Raw genomic sequence first — 17,308 nt, 5'->3', positions numbered from 1 at the left:
ATGTCGAGCCTGATTTCTATCGGCCTGAGTGGCCTGAGTGCCAGCCAGGCGGCATTGTCGGTAACCAGTAACAACATCGCCAACGCCGCAACCAGTGGCTATTCGCGCCAGCAGACGATTCAGGCAGCGGGCCCTTCGCACAACATCGGCGCGGGCTTCCTGGGTACCGGCACCACGCTGTCGGACGTGCGCCGCATCTACAGTGCCTACCTGGACAACCAGCTGCAGACCGCCACCTCGCTGCAGGCCGACTCGGTCGCCTTCCAGGACCAGATCACCACCGTCGACAAGCTGCTGGCCGACCGTGACACCGGTATCAGCTCGGTCCTTACCGCATTCTTCTCGGCCCTGCAGACCGCAGCGGCCAAGCCCGGTGACGTCGCCTCGCGGCAGTTGCTGCTGACCCAGGCGCAGACCTTGAGCAACCGCTTCAATGCAGTGTCCACCCAGCTGAGCCAGCAGAACGATGTGATCAACTCCCAGCTCGATACGCTGGCGGGGCAAGTCAACAAGCTCACCGGCAGCATCGCCGAGTACAACAAGCAGATCGCCGCGGCCAGTGGCACCGGCAATACCCCCAACAGCCTGCTGGATGCGCGCAGCGAAGCCGTGCGTCAGCTCAACGAGCTGGTGGGTGTGACGGTGCAGGAGCGTGACGGCAACTACGACGTATACCTGGGCAGTGGCCAGTCGCTGGTCACCGGCAACAAGGCCAATACCCTGTCGGTGCAGCCGGGTGCTGCCGACAAGAGCCAGGCCAGCCTGCGCATCAACTACGAGTCGTTCAGCTCCGACGTGACCTCGGTGATTACCGGTGGCACCATCGGCGGCCTGTTGCGCTATCGCCAGGATGTGCTGACGCCGTCGATGAACGAGCTCGGCCGTGTCGCCCTGGTGGTGGCCGACAGCATCAACAGCCAGTTGGGCCAGGGCCTGGATGCCAACGGGCAGTTCGGCAGCTCGCTGTTCTCCAGCATCAACAGTGCCACCGCCATTGCCCAGCGCAGCCTGGCCTCGTCGAACAACAGCTCCGGCTCTGGCAACCTCGATGTGACCATTGCTGACAGTGGCAAGCTGACCACCTACGACTACGAGGTGAAGTTCACCAGCGCCAACCAGTACAGCGTGCGCCGTTCCGACGGCACCGACATGGGCACCTTCGACCTCAGCGCCGACCCGGCGCCGGTGATCGACGGCTTCAGCCTGTCGCTCAATGGCGGTGGCCTGGCGGCAGGGGACAGCTTCAAGGTGATCCCCACCCGTGCGGCAGCCGGCAGCATCACCACCACCCTCACCGATGCCAACAAGCTGGCTTTCGCCGGGCCGATCAGTGCCACGGCGGGCAGTGGCAATAGCGGCACCGGCACCATCACCCAGCCGACGCTGGGCGAATCGCTGGACATCTATGGCGGTGCCGATACCGCGCTGGTGCAGCAGGCGATTCGCGACTCGATGCCGGTGCGCGTGGTGTTCGACGCCGCCAGTGGCGGCTCCCAGGGCTACAAGCTGTACGATGCCAAAGGTACCCAGATAGGCACCGGCAGCGTGGTGCCAGGTACCGACAACAAACTGTCGGTGGCTGTGCCGATGCTCGATGCTGCTGGCAACCCGATTCTCGACGGCAGTGGCAACCCGCGCACCTTCGCGGTCGAGACCACCATCGGTGGCAGCCCGGCGGCCAACGACAGCTTCACCCTGTCGTTCAATGCCGACGGCAAGGCCGACAACCGCAATGCCACGGCGCTGCTGGGCCTGCAGACCAAGTCGACGGTGAACACCGGCTCTGGCGGCGGCACCAGCTTCACCTCGGCCTATGCCTCGCTGGTCGAGCGCGTGGGGGCCAAGGCCAACCAGGCCACCATCGACACCACGGCGACCCAGGCGGTGCTCAAGTCCGCCAGCGAAAGCCGCAGCGCGGTGTCCGGGGTGAACCTGGATGACGAGGCGGCCAGCCTGGTGAAGTTCCAGCATTACTACACAGCGTCGTCGCAGATCATCAAGGCGGCGCAAGAAACCTTCAGCACCCTGATCAATGCCTTGTAAGGAGTAGACTCTCGTGCGTATTTCCACCGCTCAGTTCTATGAGTCCAGCGCCAGCAGCTACTCCAAGAACTTCTCCAGCATGAACAAGACCAACGATCAGGTGACGTCGGGTATCCGCATCCAGACTGCGGCCGATGACCCGGTCGGCGCTGCGCGCCTGTTGCTGCTGCAACAGCAGCAGTCGCTGCTGGACCAGTACAGCAGCAACATCAATACGGTGAGCAATGCCCTGCTGCAGGAGGAGAGCGTGCTCTCCACCATCAACGATGCCATGCAGCGTGCCAGTGAGCTGGCAATCCGCGCCGGTGGTGCCGGGGTTACCGATTCCGACCGCGTGGCCATCAGCACCGAGCTGAAAGAGATCGAGGCAAACATTTTCGGCCTGCTCAACTCGCGCGATGCCAATGGCGACTACATGTTCGGCGGCTCCAAGAGCACCTCGCCGCCCTATGTGCGCAACTCCGACGGCACCTACAGCTACCACGGTGACCAGACCCAGTTGAGCCTGCAGGTGTCCGACACCCTGAACCTGGCGACCAACGACACCGGCTTCACCATCTTCGACTCGGCCAGCAACAAGAGCCGCACCCAGTCGACCCTGCTGGTGCCGGCCACCGACGATGGCGTGGTCGGGGTATCGCCAGGCCTGATGACCTCGAGCAGCAGCTACAACAACAGCTTCACTGCGGGCCAGCCGTACAAGCTGACCTTCACCAGTGCGACCCAGTACGTGATTACCGACGCCAATGGCAACGACGTCACTGCTGAAACCGCCACCAACGGTACCTTCGACAGCAAGACCGAAGGTGCCAACCGCATTGCCTTGCGTGGCGTGGAGTTCGAAATCACCGTCACCCTGGAGGAGGGCGCCGATGCCGATGCCGCCGTGGCGGGGCGTGAATTTTCCCTGGCGGCGCGTCCGGATTCGTTCAACACCACCCGCAGCGCAGGCAACACTTCCAGCGCCCAGGTCACCAGCAGCACCGTAACCGACCAGGCCGCCTATCGCAGCACCTTCCCCAGCAATGGTGCGGTGATCAAGTTCACCGGGCCGGGCAGCTACGAGTTCTACGCCCAGCCGATGACAGCCGATAGCAAGCCGGTAGCCACGGGCACCTTCACTGCGCCGGCGTTGACGGTGGCCGGTGTGACCTACCAGGTCTCCGGTTCGCCGCAGGCGGGTGACCAGTTTGCGGTCACGGCCAACACCCACCAGAACCAGAACGTGCTGGAAACCCTCAGTCAGCTGCGCGCGGCGCTGGACACGCCGGTGACCGGTATTGGCCAGGCCAATGCGTTGAAGGATTCGGTGGCTTCGGCAATCGCTAACCTGGCCAGCGCTCGTGAGCAAATTGACATCACTCGCGGTTCGATCGGTGCCCGTGGCAACTCGCTGGAGATCCAGCGCCAGGAGAACACCAGCCTGGGCCTGGCCAACAAGACTACCCAGAACGCCATCGGCAACACCGACATGTCCCAGGCGGCCATCACCCTGACCTTGCAGCAGGCCATGCTCGAAGCCTCGCAACTGGCCTTCTCGCGCATTTCTCAGCTGAGCCTGTTCAACAAGCTCTGATCGGTGGTTTAAAAAGATGGGGCTGCTTTGCAGCCCTTCGCGGGCGCGCCCGCTCCCACAGGAACTGCATGGGCCTCAAGCTCATGTCAAACCTGTGGGAGCGGGCGTGCCCGCGAAGGGGCGCAAAGCGGCCCCGCCTTTTTCCTGCCTGCGAAACGCCCAGTCCGCACACCCTCGCCACGGCTTTCGTAGCATTTCAATGTGACCAATGAGTCAAAACGGTCATCTTCCCTGTATTCTATGCAGCAGCTGTTGCAGCATTTTGTTACCGGTGCGCAGGCGAGCACTGCCTTCAACCCCCAGCGGTGACGTTCCGGTATTTGGCGCCCTCAATTCATCGAGTGGTGGTCTTTGGCTGTTTTCATTGGGAAGCCAGAATGATTGGCATCAAAAGCATTGCGAGTTACGTGCCCACCGCTGGCCTGGACAACTATGTCCAGGGTGCGAAGTTCGGCAAGGACGAAGAGTTCATGTTCGGCAAGATCGGCGCGTCGTTCCTGCCGCGCAAGGCCGCTGAACAGGAAACCTCCGACCTGTGCGTGGAAGCCGCCCAGGCACTGTTCGCCAGCAACCCCGACCTCGACCCGCAATCGATCGATGCGCTGATCGTGGTCACCCAGAACGGTGACGAAGAAGGCCTGCCGCACACCGCCGCCATCGTCCAGAGCAAGCTCGGCCTGTCCACCCGCGTGGCGGCGTTCGACGTGTCGCTGGGCTGCTCCGGCTATGTGTACGGCTTGTACGCCATCAAGGGCTTCATGGAAGCGGCAGGGCTGAAGAACGGCCTGCTGATCACCGCCGACCCGTATTCGAAGATCGTCGACCCGGAAGACCGCAACACCACCATGTTGTTCGGTGATGCGGCCACGGCCACCTGGATGGGTGAAAACGCGGTATGGAACCTGGGCCAGGCGCGCTTCGGCACCGACGGTTCCGGCGCCGAGCACCTCAAGGTCAGTGATGGCAAGTTCTTCATGAACGGCCGCCAGGTGTTCAACTTTGCCCTGGTCAAGGTGCCGGCGCACCTGCACGAACTGCTGGATGCCAGTGGCCTGAAGTCGTCGGATATCGACGCCTTCTGCATCCACCAGGGCAGTGCGGCGATTGTCGATGCCGTGGCCCGGCGTTTCGAAGAGGACCACCCGGAGAAGTTCGTGAAAGACATGCTGGAAACCGGCAATACCGTTTCCTCCAGCGTGCCGCTGCTGCTGCAGAAGCACATGCTCGACGGCAGCTGGAAGCGCGTGGCGATCAGCGGCTTTGGCGTGGGCCTGTCGTGGGGCTCGGCCATCCTGTATCGCGACTGATCCCTCAGCAGTCCAAAAAAAGCGCCCGGCGGCCACCGCCCGGCGCTTTTTTAATGCTCGAAAGAAAATCGTGGCCGTCACACGGTTTCTGTGGGAGCGGGCATGCCCACGAACACCGGCGAAGCCGGTGCCAACCACCGAGTTGCCTTCTTCGCGGGCGCGCCCGCTCCCACAGGGGAGGGATGGTGCTACTGATATGGCATTTAGCCTGCTCTCGCACGGTTTTTGACGCCAATAAACCGCCCTTAACCCCTTGATTTCTCTGGGCTGGCCTCGTGCCAGCATTTTTTTTTCAAAAAGGCCCTCAAGCAACCCGCGCACCCGACGATAACTATTACGAAGGTTCTCTAGGCCAATCCGGCGGTTGCCAAGGCCGGAAGCCGCAGTACCCATCCAACGAGGATTTCGTCATGCCGTTAACCGTTAACACCAACATTGCGTCGATCACCACTCAGGGCAACCTGACCAAGGCCAGCAACGCCCAGACCACTTCGATGCAGCGTCTGTCCTCGGGCCTGCGCATCAACAGCGCCAAAGACGACGCTGCCGGCCTGCAGATCGCCAACCGTCTGACCAGCCAGATCAACGGCCTGGGCCAGGCTGTGAAGAACGCCAACGACGGTATCTCGATCGCTCAGACCGCTGAAGGTGCAATGCAGGCTTCGACCGACATCCTGCAGAAAATGCGTACCCTGGCCCTGTCCTCGGCTACTGGCTCGCTGAGCGCCGACGACCGTAAGTCGAACAACGACGAATACCAGGCTCTGACCGCTGAGCTGAACCGTATCTCGGAAACCACCACCTTCGGTGGCCAGAAGCTGCTGGACGGCTCGTACGGCACCAAGGCCATCCAGGTCGGCGCCAACGCCAACGAAACCATCAACCTGGCCCTGGATAACGTTTCGGCCAAGAGCATCGGTTCGCAGCAGATCAAGTCCGGCACCATCGCTCCTTCCGCGACTGGCCTGGCTGCTGCCGATCTGGTTGTAACCGGTAACGGTCAGACCAAAACCGTGAGCTACGCCGCTGGTGCTTCGGCCAAAGACATTGCCGCCCAGCTCAATGGTGCAATCGGTGGCCTGACTGCAGCTGCCAGCACCGAAGTCAAGCTCTCCGTTGGCGCCGCTGCTGCTACCACTCCAGCCAACTTCGACCTGACTGTAGGCGGCAGCACCGTCAGCTTCATCGGCGTAACCGATACTGCAAGCCTGGCTGACCAGCTGAAGTCCAACGCCGCCAAACTGGGTATCAGCGTCAACTACGACGAATCGACCCAGAACCTGGAGGTCAAATCCGACACCGGTGAAAACCTGACCTTCAAGTCGCAGGCCGGCGGTGACGCCATCTCCGTGGGTGCGAAGAACGGCAGCGGCGCCTATCCTGCCCTGACTGCACTGTCCGCTACCGCAGGTACCGACTCGGTGGTAACTGGCCAGGTTTCCCTGGACTCTGCCAAAGGCTACTCCATCGCCAACGGCGCTACCGGTACTGGTGCTACCGACCTGTTCGGTGCCGCTTCGGTTTCGTCGGCCAAGACCACCATCGCCGATACCGACGTGACCAATGCCGTCAACGCCCAGAATGCTCTGGCCGTTATCGACAAGGCCATCGGTTCGATCGACAGCGTCCGTTCGGGCCTGGGTGCTACCCAGAACCGTCTGCAAACCACCGTCGACAACCTGCAGAACATCCAGAAGAACTCCACCGCTGCCCGCTCTACCGTGCAGGACGTGGACTTCGCTTCGGAAACTGCCGAGCTGACCAAGCAGCAGACTCTGCAACAGGCTTCGACTGCAATCCTGTCGCAGGCTAACCAGCTGCCATCCTCGGTCCTGAAACTGCTCCAGTAATTCAGGCGCCTGAGTAAAGGGTGAAAGGGTGCGTTTACGTGCCCTTTCACCCTTTTTGACATGAGGAGTTCGAAACATGGACATGAGTGTCAAGCTGGGTCAGGTGTATCCCTCTACGTTGCCCCCGGCGCCTGTTGCTGATCGGGATCCGCTGGTACCTGCCAAGGTGCAGGAAGCTGCGGCCACCGAAAAAAAACAGCCACACTCGCGCGAAGACCTGGAAAAGGCAGTTGACGAGATCCGGGATTTCGTCCAGTCGAGCCAGCGTCAGCTGGATTTTTCCATTGATGATTCCACCGGTCGGGTCGTGGTCAAGGTGATTGCCACCCAGTCGGGAGAAGTGATCCGGCAACTTCCGTCGGAAACGGCACTGAAGCTCGCCCAGAGCCTGAGTGAAGCCGGCAGCCTGCTGTTCGATGATCAGGTATAGGCTGGCATGATTTTTGTTGCTGTCGACTTTTTGATGGATTCATTCGCCAAGGATCCGGCAGCTACTGAACAAGGAGAGCAATGATGGCAGGTACAACAGTCAGCGGTATTGGCTCGGGCATCGATACCCAGGCGATCGTGGAATCCCTGGTGGCCGCGCAGAAGGCGCCGAAGCAGGCGCAGATCAATACCCAAACGCTGAAGGCAACCACCACGTTGTCCTCGATCGGCAAGATCCAGGCGGCCCTGGATGCCTTCCGCGGCGCTTTGACCAACATGACCGATACCAACAGTTTCGGCGGTCTGAGCTTGAAATCCTCGGATGAGAAGGTTGCGACCGTGACCATGGGCACGGGGGCGGCCAACGGTTCATTCTCGTTGGTGGTCAGCAAGCTTGCGACTGCCTCGAAAGTGTCGACCAAGGTTTATGCCGGCGGCGCCGGCTCGGTAGTCAATTCCGGCTCCACTCCGACCACCTTGAAGATCAGCCAGAGTGGCAAGGATTACGACCTCAGCGTTCCCCCGGGCGCGACACTGCAGCAGGTGCGGGATAGCATCAACAGCCAGTTCGGCGTGGCGGGCCTGAGTGCCAACGTGCTGACGGATGCCTCGGGCTCGCGCTTGATCATTACCTCGACCAAGATGGGTGAGGGTTCCGATATCACGCTTTCGGGAAATTCCGGCATCGATACCGGTTACACCGTCATCGATCCGCCCACCGATGCCGAGTACACGCTTGATGGCATTGCCATGAAGTCCAAGACCAATGACATCACTGATGCGGTCAGCGGCCTGAACATCAAGCTGGTCGGCACGTCTCCGAAAAACGCCACGAGCGGGGAGCTGACGCCCACCGTGCTCTCGCTGAGTACCAGCAGCACCGCGCTGAAGTCCGGCCTCAAAGGCTTCATTGATACCTACAATGCTTTGCTGACGGTGCTCAACACGGAAACCAAAGTCACCAAGAATGCCGATGGTTCCATGACCGCAGCAGCGCTGACGGGTGATGCGTCGATGCGTGCACTGATGACGTCCATTCGTGAAGAGCTCAATGCCGTATCCGGCAATGGCACGTTGAAGTCCCTTGCCGCGTTCGGCGTGACTTCGTCCCAGGACGGCGGCCTGCTGAGCCTGGACGACAAGAAGTGGGACAAGGCGGCTACCAGCAATGCGGCCGACCTGACCAGTATCTTCAATGGCAAGGACGGCCTGTTGGCGCGTTTGCAGAAGGTGACCGAGCCGTTTGCCAAGGCCAGCACCGGTACCCTTGCCGAGCGCTCCAAGACCCTGAGCGAGAGCCTGACCAAGCTCAAGACCGAACAGGACACCCTGGATGCGCGTATGGAAGCCCTGCAAAAGAGCTTGCAGGACAAGTACAACAACATGGATACCCTGGTCACCCAGCTGCGCCAGCAGCAGAACTCGGTGCTGAGTACCCTCAACGCGCTGAACAAAGCCAATAGCGACGATTAATCCGTGAACATTGCATGAAGTCCGGGCATGATGCCCGGCTTCATGTCATCGGCCGGTAAAGTTTTTCGCCGCCTGCCCGATACAGGGAATATCACCCCTTTAAGTCTGCCCGTCACGAGGTCGCAAGATGAATCCCATGAGAGCCCTTCGTCAGTACCAGAAGGTCAATTCCCATGCCCAGATTTCCGAAGCCACGCCCCATCGCCTGGTGCAGATGCTGATGGAGGGCGGCCTCGATCGCATGGCCCAGGCCAAGGGCGCCATGGCGCGCGGCGATATCGCGGAGAAGGGCCTGATGCTCGGCAAGGCGATCGACATCATCATCGGCTTGCGCGACGGCTTGTCGCCTGAAAAAAGCGAAAACCCGGAGTATGTCGAGAAGCTCGACGCCTTGTATGTGTACATGACCAATCGCCTGATGCAGGCCAACGTCGACAACGATGCCGGCATCATCGATGAAGTTGCCCAGTTGCTGATTACCGTTAAAAGCGGTTGGGACGGGATCGCCGACGCCCAGCCCGCCAGCTGACGGCAAGGAGAATACCGTGAACGCACTGCAACGCCTCGATGACACCTGCGATGCCCTGATCGGCGCCTTGGGTGAGCGTGACTGGGATGCCATTGCCAAGCTGGATGTGGCCTGCCGTGCGTGCATCGACGAGGTGCTGAAAACCCATGCGATGGACCAGGCGTTGCTGCGCGAGAAGCTGGAAGGGGTGCTGCAGGTCTACCGCAGTCTGATCGATGTGACAACCGGTGAACGCCAGGCTATTGCCGAAGAGATGATGCGGATCAATCAGGCGAAAAATGCTTCGAAGGTTTACCATCTCTTCAGTTAAGATGCGCACAACTGAATGAAAGGCGCCATAAATTTGACTGTGCGGGCCTTTTTGACTTTACTAGTGGCTGTTTTCGAATTTCAGACGTCCGAACACTGACCATTCAGTCGGAATGATGTCGAGCACGCCTTCGGGCGCCGATATGACTAGGGAAGTTGCTATTGCATGTGGCGTGAAACCAAGATTCTGCTGATCGACGACGACAGCGCACGCCGCCGCGACCTGGCGGTGGTGCTGAACTTTCTCGGCGAAGAAAACCTCGCTTGCTCCAGCCAGGACTGGCAGCAAGTGGTCGAGCCGTTGTCTTCGAGTCGCGAAGTGCTGTGCGTGCTCATTGGCACTGTAAACGCTCCGGGCAATCTCCTTGGGCTCGTTAAGACAGTGGCAGGGTGGGATGAGTTCCTTCCAGTTCTGCTTTTAGGTGAAATTTCTTCTGCGGAGTTCCCGGAAGACCTTCGCCGCCGGGTGCTTTCCAATTTGGAAATGCCGCCAAGCTACAGCCAACTGCTGGATTCGCTGCACCGTGCCCAGGTCTATCGCGAGATGTACGACCAGGCGCGCGAGCGTGGGCGCCAGCGCGAACCCAACCTGTTCCGCAGCCTGGTTGGCACCAGTCGTGCCATCCAGCACGTGCGGCAGATGATGCAGCAGGTGGCCGATACCGATGCCAGCGTGCTGATCCTGGGTGAGTCCGGCACCGGCAAGGAAGTGGTTGCGCGCAACCTGCACTACCATTCCAAGCGCCGCGAAGCGCCATTCGTGCCGGTCAACTGCGGCGCGATCCCGGCCGAACTGCTGGAAAGCGAACTGTTCGGCCACGAGAAGGGCGCCTTTACCGGGGCGATCACCAGCCGTGCCGGGCGTTTCGAGCTGGCCAACGGCGGCACCCTGTTCCTCGACGAAATCGGCGACATGCCGTTGCCGATGCAGGTCAAGCTGCTGCGCGTGCTGCAGGAGCGTACCTTCGAGCGCGTGGGTAGCAACAAGACCCAGAGCATCGATGTGCGCATCATCGCCGCGACCCACAAGAACCTCGAGACCATGATCGAGGAGGGTACGTTCCGCGAAGACCTGTACTACCGCCTCAACGTGTTCCCCATCGAGATGGCGCCGCTGCGCGAGCGGGTGGAAGACATCCCGCTGCTGATGAACGAGCTGATCTCGCGCATGGAGCACGAGAAGCGCGGCTCCATCCGCTTCAACTCGGCATCGATCATGTCGCTGTGTCGCCATGGCTGGCCGGGCAACGTGCGCGAGCTGGCCAACCTGGTCGAGCGTATGGCGATCATGCACCCCTATGGGGTGATTGGCGTGTCCGAGCTGCCGAAGAAATTCCGTTACGTCGATGACGAAGACGAGCAGATGGTCGACAGCCTGCGCAGCGACCTGGAAGAGCGTGTGGCGATCAACGGCCATACGCCGAATTTCAGCGGCCACGCCATGCTGCCGCCTGAAGGCCTGGACCTGAAGGACTACCTGGGTAGCCTGGAGCAGGGCCTGATCCAGCAGGCGCTGGACGATGCCAACGGTATCGTTGCGCGCGCGGCTGAACGTTTGCGCATTCGTCGTACCACCCTGGTCGAGAAGATGCGCAAGTACGGCATGAGCCGTCAGGGTGGCGAGGAACAGGCGGAGGATTGACGGTCGGGCCGGGGTGTTCGGCTTGGTCTTGATGGCGCCTGTGAGATCGAGCGCCGCGCGGGCGGCGCTCGATTTGCGCCCCGCCACAAATCTCAAGCCATGCGTTAAATCCCCCATCTCCGGCACGGCTATTGCTACATCGCTGGCACCACACCGTTTTTATGACGGTCAGCCACGCGAGAGAGCAAGATGCCCCAGGCCGCCCACGTATCCCGAGCCCCCGTTCCGCAGGGGCGAACCCCGGTCGAGCAGGAAAGTCGCCAGGGTGTCGAGCAGGCCTTCGCCCTGTTCAATCAGGTATCCAGCCAGCTGAGCCAGTCCTACAGCCTGCTCGAAGCCCGGGTCAGCGAGCTCAAGGGTGAGCTGGCAGTGGTCAGCGCCCAGCGCATCGACGAACTTGGCGAAAAGGAACGCCTGGCCAACCGCCTGCAGAACCTGCTGGACCTGCTGCCCGGCGGGGTGATCGTGATCGATGGCCAGGGCTTGGTACGCGAAGCCAACCCGGCCGCCTGCGAATTGCTCGGCGAGCCGCTGGTTGGCCAGCTGTGGCGCCAGGTGATCGCCCGCAGCTTTGCCCCGCGCAAGGATGATGGTCACGAAGTCTCGCTGCGCGACGGTCGCCGTCTGTCCATTGCCACCCGCTCGCTGGATGCCGAGCCCGGCCAGTTGGTGCTGCTCAACGACCTGACCGAGACCCGCCGGCTGCAAGATCAGTTGGCCCGCCACGAGCGCCTGTCGTCGCTGGGGCGCATGGTCGCCTCGCTGGCGCACCAGATCCGCACGCCACTGTCGGCGGCCATGCTCTACGCCAGCCACCTGGCTGACCCTGAACAAGACCTGGGTGCGGAAACCCGCCAGCGCTTTGCCGGTACCCTGAAAGAACGCCTGCACGAACTGGAGCACCAGGTGCGCGACATGCTGGTGTTCGCCCGTGGCGAGCTGCCGCTGGGTGATCGGGTCACGCCAAAAGCCCTGTTCCAGGCCTTGCAGCAAGCGGCTCAAGCGCATGTGCAAGGGCACGCGGTGCGCTGGCAGTGCGACAGCCACCTGGGTGAACTGCTGTGCAACCGCGACACCCTGGTCGGTGCCCTGCTCAACCTGATCGAAAATGCGCTGCAAGCCAGCGACGGCCCGGCGCGACTGAAAGTGCACCTGTTCCGCCGCGAGCGTAGCCTGCAGTTGTGCATCAGCGACGCCGGCAGTGGCATCGACGCAGACCTGCTCGGCCGCCTGGGTGAGCCGTTCCTGACCACCAAGGCCACTGGCACTGGCCTGGGCCTGGCGGTGGTCAAGGCGGTGGTGCGCGCGCACCAGGGCAAGATCGGCCTGCGTTCGAAGGTCGGTCGTGGCACCTGTGTGCGGGTGGAGCTGCCGTTGATCGACGGGCAACTGGCGGAGGGCATGTAGTGGCGATCAAGGTACTGCTGGTCGAGGACGACCGCGTATTGCGCCAGGCATTGGGCGATACCCTGGAAATCGGCGGTTTCGACTACCTGGCGGTGGGCAGTGCCGAGGAGGCGCTGGAGGCGGTGCTGGAAGAGGCTTTCAGCCTGGTGGTCAGTGATGTGAACATGCCTGGCATGGATGGGCACCAACTGCTGGCCCAGCTGCGCCGCCAGCACCCGCAATTGCCCGTGTTGCTGATGACCGCGCATGCCGCGGTGGAGCGTGCCGTCGAGGCGATGCGCCAGGGGGCCGCCGACTATCTGGTCAAGCCGTTCGAGCCCAAGGCGTTGCTCAGCCTGGTCGAGCGGCATGCCGCCGGGCGGGTGGTTGAAGAAGAAGGCCCGGTGGCGTGCGAGCCGGCCAGTCGTCAGCTGCTGGAGCTGGCCGCGCGCGTGGCGCGCAGTGACTCGACCGTGCTGATTTCCGGCGAGTCCGGCACCGGCAAGGAAGTGCTGGCGCGTTACATTCACCAGCAGTCGCCGCGGGCGGCGCAGCCCTTCGTGGCAATCAACTGCGCGGCCATCCCTGACAACATGCTCGAGGCCACCCTGTTCGGCCACGAGAAGGGTGCCTTTACCGGCGCCATTGCTGCCCAGGCCGGCAAGTTCGAGCAGGCCGAAGGCGGCACTCTGCTGCTAGATGAAATCTCGGAAATGCCAATGGCCTTGCAGGCCAAGCTGCTGCGCGTGCTGCAGGAGCGCGAGGTGGAGCGGGTAGGCGGGCGCAAGCCGATCAGCCTGGATATCCGCGTGCTGGCCACCACCAACCGTGACCTGGCTGGCGAAGTGGCTGCCGGGCGTTTCCGTGAAGACCTGTACTACCGCCTGTCGGTGTTCCCTCTGGCCTGGCGCCCGCTGCGCGAACGCCCAGGGGACATCCTGCAACTGGCCGAGCGCCTGTTGGCGCGTCATGTGGCGAAGATGAAGCATGCCCCGGTTCGCCTGTCGCCCCAGGCCCGGGCCTGCCTGCAGACGTATGCCTGGCCGGGCAACGTGCGCGAACTGGACAACGCTTTGCAACGGGCGCTGATCCTGCAGCAGGGCGGGGTGATCGAGGCGGCGGATTTTTGTCTGGCAGGCGCCATTCCATTGTCGGCTAGCATCGAGCCATCCCCTGAGGTGGTGGTCGAGGCTGGCGGGCTGGGCGATGACATGCGTCGTCATGAGTACCAGATGATCATCGACACCCTGCGCGCCGAGCGCGGTCGCCGCAAAGAGGCGGCCGAACGCCTGGGGATAAGCCCGCGCACCTTGCGCTACAAGCTGGCACAGATGCGTGATGCCGGATTCGACGTCGAGGCCAGTCTGTTCGGCTGACTGACACCGCATCCTGCTGCGCGTGCGGCCCTTGTGGGAGCGGGTTTACCCGCGAACACCGGCGAAGCCGGTGCCATACACCGTGTCGCATTCTTCGCGGGTGAACCCGCTCCCGCAGGGCTATGTTGCCTGAGCCCTGTAGGCTGGCACCTTTGTTGCTTTAGGTTGGCTATTCGCCGCATGACTGTCAAAAAAATGCGGCCGCAGGAGAGAGAAGGGTCATGAGCCAAGGTGTTGAATTCAATCGTCTGATGTTGGACATGCGGGCCATGCAGGCCGATGCCATGTCGCTGCCCAAGGTGGCCGCAGCCCCCGAGCTGGCACCGGGGCAGAGTACCTTTGCCGACATGCTCGGCCAGGCCATCGGCAAGGTGCATGAGACGCAGCAGGCTTCGACCCAGTTGGCCAACGCCTTCGAGATCGGCAAGAGTGGCGTCGACCTGACCGACGTGATGATCGCTTCGCAAAAGGCCAGCGTGTCGATGCAGGCCCTGACCCAGGTACGCAACAAGCTGGTCCAGGCGTACCAGGACATCATGCAGATGCCGGTTTGAGGATGGATGTAAACCATGGCTGAAGCAGTCGTCGACAACGCCCCCGCCAAAAGCGGCCCGCCAGCGGCCAAACCACCGCTGTTCGGCATGGCGTTTCTGGAAAACATCGCGCAGATGCCCATGCTGCGTCAGATCGGCCTCATGGTCGGCCTGGCCGCCAGCGTGGCGATCGGCTTTGCCGTGGTGCTGTGGTCGCAACAACCCGATTACCGCCCGCTGTACGGCAGCCTGGCGGGTATGGACACCAAGCAGGTCATGGACACCCTGGCCGCTGCCGACATCCCTTACAACGTTGAGCCCAATTCCGGCGCTCTGCTGGTCAAGGCCGACGACCTCTCCCGTGCGCGCCTGAAGCTGGCGGCTGCTGGTGTGGCGCCGAGCGATGGCAATGTCGGCTTCGAGCTGCTCGACAAGGAGCAGGGCCTGGGCACCAGCCAGTTCATGGAAGCCACCCGTTACCGTCGCAGCCTGGAAGGCGAACTGGCGCGTACCGTGTCCAGCCTGAACAACGTCAAGGGCGCGCGCGTGCACCTGGCTATCCCGAAAAGTTCGGTGTTCGTGCGTGACGAACGCAAGCCCAGTGCCTCGGTACTGGTCGAGCTGTACCCGGGCCGTGCCCTGGAAGCCGGGCAGGTGATGGCCATCGTCAACCTGGTCGCCACCAGCGTGCCGGAACTGGACAAGTCCCAGGTCACCGTGGTCGACCAGAAGGGCAACCTGCTGTCCGAGCAGATCCAGGACACCGCCCTGACCCAGGCAGGCAAGCAGTTCGACTACAGCCGCCGGGTGGAAAGCATGCTCACCCAGCGGGTGCACAACATCCTGCAGCCGGTGCTGGGCAATGACCGCTACAAGGCCGAAGTGTCCGCCGACCTCGACTTCAGCGCGGTCGAGTCCACCTCCGAGCAGTTCAACCCCGACCAGCCGGCGCTGCGCAGCGAGCAGTCGGTCGACGAGCAACGTGCCAGCAGCCAGGGCCCGCAAGGTGTGCCCGGCGCGCTGAGCAACCAGCCGCCAGGCCCTGCCTCGGCACCGCAGACCACTGGTGGTGCCGCTACCCCGGCCGCGGCCATCCAGCCTGGCCAGCCGCTGGTGGATGCCAACGGCCAGCAGATCATGGACCCGGCCACCGGTCAGCCAATGCTCGCGCCGTACCCGTCGGACAAGCGCCAGCAAAGCACCAAGAACTTCGAGCTGGACCGTTCCATCAGCCACACCCGCCAGCAGCAGGGGCGCATGACCCGCCTGTCGGTGGCGGTGGTGGTGGACGACCAGGTCAAGATCGACCCGGCCACCGGCGACACCACCCGTGCGCCGTGGGGCGCCGAGGACCTGGCACGCTTCACCCGCCTGGTGCAGGATGCGGTCGGCTTCGATGCCAGCCGTGGCGACAGCGTGACGGTGATCAACGTGCCATTCGCCGCCGACCGTGGCGAAGAGATCGCCGACATCGCCTTCTACCAGCAGCCGTGGTTCTGGGACATCGTCAAGCAGGTGCTGGGCGTAGTGTTCATCCTGGTGCTGGTGTTCGGTGTGCTGCGGCCGGTGTTGAACAACATTACAGGGGGCGGCAAGCAGGCTGCCCCGGACAGCGACATGGAGCTGGGCGGCATGATGGGTCTGGATGGCGAACTGGCCAACGACCGCGTCAGTCTGGGTGGCCCGACAAGCATTCTGCTGCCTAGCCCGAGCGAGGGTTACGAGGCACAGCTCAACGCAATCAAAGGCCTGGTGGCCGAAGACCCGGGCCGCGTTGCCCAGGTCGTGAAAGAGTGGATCAACGCCGATGAGTGATAACCGAGCCGTTACCGCCAAGCTGAGCCGCGTCGACAAGGCGGCGATCCTCCTGCTTTCGCTGGGCGAGACCGATGCGGCCCAGGTGCTGCGGCACATGGGGCCCAAGGAAGTGCAGCGGGTGGGCGTGGCCATGGCGCAGATGGGCAATGTGCACCGTGACCAGGTCGAGCAAGTGATGAGCGAGTTCGTCGAAATCGTCGGCGACCAGACCAGCCTGGGCGTGGGCTCCGATGCCTACATCCGCAAGATGCTCAACCAGGCCCTGGGCGAGGACAAGGCCAACGGCCTGGTCGACCGCATCCTGCTCGGTGGCAACACCAGTGGCCTGGACAGCCTCAAGTGGATGGAGCCGCGCGCCGTGGCCGACGTGATCCGCTACGAGCACCCGCAGATCCAGGCCATCGTGGTCGCCTACCTCGACCCCGACCAGGCCGGCGAAGTGCTGAGCAACTTCGACCACAAGGTGCGCCTGGACATCGTCTTGCGCGTGTCGTCGCTGAACACCGTGCAACCGGCGGCATTGAAGGAGCTGAACCAGATCCTCGAGAAGCAGTTCTCGGGCAACTCCAACGCGGCGCGTACCACCCTGGGCGGCATCAAGCGTGCTGCCGACATCATGAACTTCCTCGACAGCTCGGTGGAAGGTGCACTGATGGACGCGATCCGCGAGATCGACAGCGACCTGTCGGAGCAGATCGAAGACCTGATGTTCGTCTTCAACAACCTGGCCGATGTCGACGACCGTGGCATCCAGGCGCTGCTGCGCGAAGTGTCGTCCGACGTGCTGGTGGTGTCGCTCAAGGGCGCCGACGAGCGGGTCAAGGACAAGATCTTCAAGAACATGTCCAAGCGTGCCTCGGAGCTGCTGCGCGACGACCTGGAGGCCAAGGGGCCGGTACGGGTCAGCGATGTGGAAACGGCGCAGAAGGAAATCCTCACCATCGCCCGCCGCATGGCCGAGGCCGGCGAGATCGTGCTCGGCGGCAAGGGCGCCGAGGAAATGATCTAAGGTATTCGCGATCTGAAGACCGACGCCG

At 62.6% G+C, this 17,308-nt stretch carries 14 protein-coding genes; all 14 read left to right on the top strand.

The annotated features are described in order from the left end of the window. The 14 genes from flgK (at position 1) to fliG (ending at position 17,280) form a co-directional block, all read left to right on the top strand. On the top strand, positions 1-2,043 hold the full coding sequence (gene flgK, locus MKK04_RS19190; RefSeq protein ID WP_207829691.1) for a flagellar hook-associated protein FlgK: 2,043 nt from the start codon (positions 1-3) through the stop codon (positions 2,041-2,043). Between the two features lie 13 nt (positions 2,044-2,056). Next, a complete protein-coding gene (locus tag MKK04_RS19185) occupies positions 2,057-3,619 on the top strand; it encodes a flagellar hook-associated protein 3 (protein WP_207829705.1) in 1,563 nt (520 codons plus the stop codon). 377 nt (positions 3,620-3,996) lie between these two features. Then, positions 3,997-4,926, top strand: coding sequence for a ketoacyl-ACP synthase III (locus tag MKK04_RS19180; protein ID WP_025340093.1), 930 nt, complete (start codon positions 3,997-3,999; stop codon positions 4,924-4,926). A gap of 410 nt (positions 4,927-5,336) precedes the next feature. Further along, on the top strand, positions 5,337-6,776 hold the full coding sequence (locus MKK04_RS19175) for a flagellin N-terminal helical domain-containing protein (RefSeq protein ID WP_233687573.1): 1,440 nt from the start codon (positions 5,337-5,339) through the stop codon (positions 6,774-6,776). 76 nt (positions 6,777-6,852) lie between these two features. Then, entirely contained in the window at positions 6,853-7,206 is a 354-nt protein-coding gene (locus MKK04_RS19170; RefSeq protein ID WP_233693726.1) for a flagellar protein FlaG, read from the top strand. Between the two features lie 83 nt (positions 7,207-7,289). Continuing rightward, on the top strand, positions 7,290-8,678 hold the full coding sequence (gene fliD / locus MKK04_RS19165; RefSeq protein WP_233693725.1) for a flagellar filament capping protein FliD: 1,389 nt from the start codon (positions 7,290-7,292) through the stop codon (positions 8,676-8,678). A gap of 127 nt (positions 8,679-8,805) precedes the next feature. Next, a complete protein-coding gene (gene fliS / locus MKK04_RS19160; protein WP_061304368.1) occupies positions 8,806-9,207 on the top strand; it encodes a flagellar export chaperone FliS in 402 nt (133 codons plus the stop codon). Between the two features lie 16 nt (positions 9,208-9,223). Beyond that, on the top strand, positions 9,224-9,517 hold the full coding sequence (locus tag MKK04_RS19155; RefSeq protein ID WP_241105888.1) for a flagellar protein FliT: 294 nt from the start codon (positions 9,224-9,226) through the stop codon (positions 9,515-9,517). A 165-nt stretch (positions 9,518-9,682) separates the two neighbouring features. Then, on the top strand, positions 9,683-11,158 hold the full coding sequence (fleQ, locus tag MKK04_RS19150; protein ID WP_063912846.1) for a transcriptional regulator FleQ: 1,476 nt from the start codon (positions 9,683-9,685) through the stop codon (positions 11,156-11,158). 189 nt (positions 11,159-11,347) lie between these two features. Then, positions 11,348-12,565, top strand: coding sequence for a sensor histidine kinase (locus MKK04_RS19145; RefSeq protein WP_207829744.1), 1,218 nt, complete (start codon positions 11,348-11,350; stop codon positions 12,563-12,565). Next, on the top strand, positions 12,565-13,920 hold the full coding sequence (locus tag MKK04_RS19140; protein ID WP_063912844.1) for a sigma-54-dependent transcriptional regulator: 1,356 nt from the start codon (positions 12,565-12,567) through the stop codon (positions 13,918-13,920). Before MKK04_RS19145 ends, MKK04_RS19140 begins: the two co-directional genes overlap by 1 nt. Positions 13,921-14,141: 221 nt before the next feature. Next, positions 14,142-14,474, top strand: a complete 333-nt coding sequence (gene fliE / locus MKK04_RS19135) for a flagellar hook-basal body complex protein FliE (RefSeq protein ID WP_013973606.1) — start codon at positions 14,142-14,144, stop codon at positions 14,472-14,474. Between the two features lie 15 nt (positions 14,475-14,489). Further along, positions 14,490-16,268, top strand: a complete 1,779-nt coding sequence (gene fliF, locus MKK04_RS19130; protein WP_207829745.1) for a flagellar basal-body MS-ring/collar protein FliF — start codon at positions 14,490-14,492, stop codon at positions 16,266-16,268. Then, entirely contained in the window at positions 16,261-17,280 is a 1,020-nt protein-coding gene (gene fliG, locus MKK04_RS19125) for a flagellar motor switch protein FliG (RefSeq protein ID WP_013973604.1), read from the top strand. The genes fliF and fliG overlap by 8 nt, the downstream gene beginning before the upstream one ends. The last annotated feature ends 28 nt before the right edge of the window (positions 17,281-17,308 follow it).

This window comes from Pseudomonas sp. LS.1a (assembly GCF_022533585.1).
Classification (GTDB): domain Bacteria; phylum Pseudomonadota; class Gammaproteobacteria; order Pseudomonadales; family Pseudomonadaceae; genus Aquipseudomonas.
Note: the sequence above shows the minus strand (reverse complement) of the source record. Positions and strands in the feature narration are given on the sequence as shown.

Coding starts and splice junctions, on each gene's coding strand:
- flgK (WP_207829691.1), top strand. CDS start 1: ATGTCGAGCCTGATTTCTATCGGCCTGAGTGGCCTGAGTGCCAGCCAG.
- MKK04_RS19180 (WP_025340093.1), top strand. CDS start 3,997: ATGATTGGCATCAAAAGCATTGCGAGTTACGTGCCCACCGCTGGCCTG.
- MKK04_RS19175 (WP_233687573.1), top strand. CDS start 5,337: ATGCCGTTAACCGTTAACACCAACATTGCGTCGATCACCACTCAGGGC.
- MKK04_RS19170 (WP_233693726.1), top strand. CDS start 6,853: ATGGACATGAGTGTCAAGCTGGGTCAGGTGTATCCCTCTACGTTGCCC.
- fliD (WP_233693725.1), top strand. CDS start 7,290: ATGGCAGGTACAACAGTCAGCGGTATTGGCTCGGGCATCGATACCCAG.
- fliS (WP_061304368.1), top strand. CDS start 8,806: ATGAATCCCATGAGAGCCCTTCGTCAGTACCAGAAGGTCAATTCCCAT.
- fleQ (WP_063912846.1), top strand. CDS start 9,683: ATGTGGCGTGAAACCAAGATTCTGCTGATCGACGACGACAGCGCACGC.
- MKK04_RS19145 (WP_207829744.1), top strand. CDS start 11,348: ATGCCCCAGGCCGCCCACGTATCCCGAGCCCCCGTTCCGCAGGGGCGA.
- fliE (WP_013973606.1), top strand. CDS start 14,142: ATGAGCCAAGGTGTTGAATTCAATCGTCTGATGTTGGACATGCGGGCC.
- fliF (WP_207829745.1), top strand. CDS start 14,490: ATGGCTGAAGCAGTCGTCGACAACGCCCCCGCCAAAAGCGGCCCGCCA.
- fliG (WP_013973604.1), top strand. CDS start 16,261: ATGAGTGATAACCGAGCCGTTACCGCCAAGCTGAGCCGCGTCGACAAG.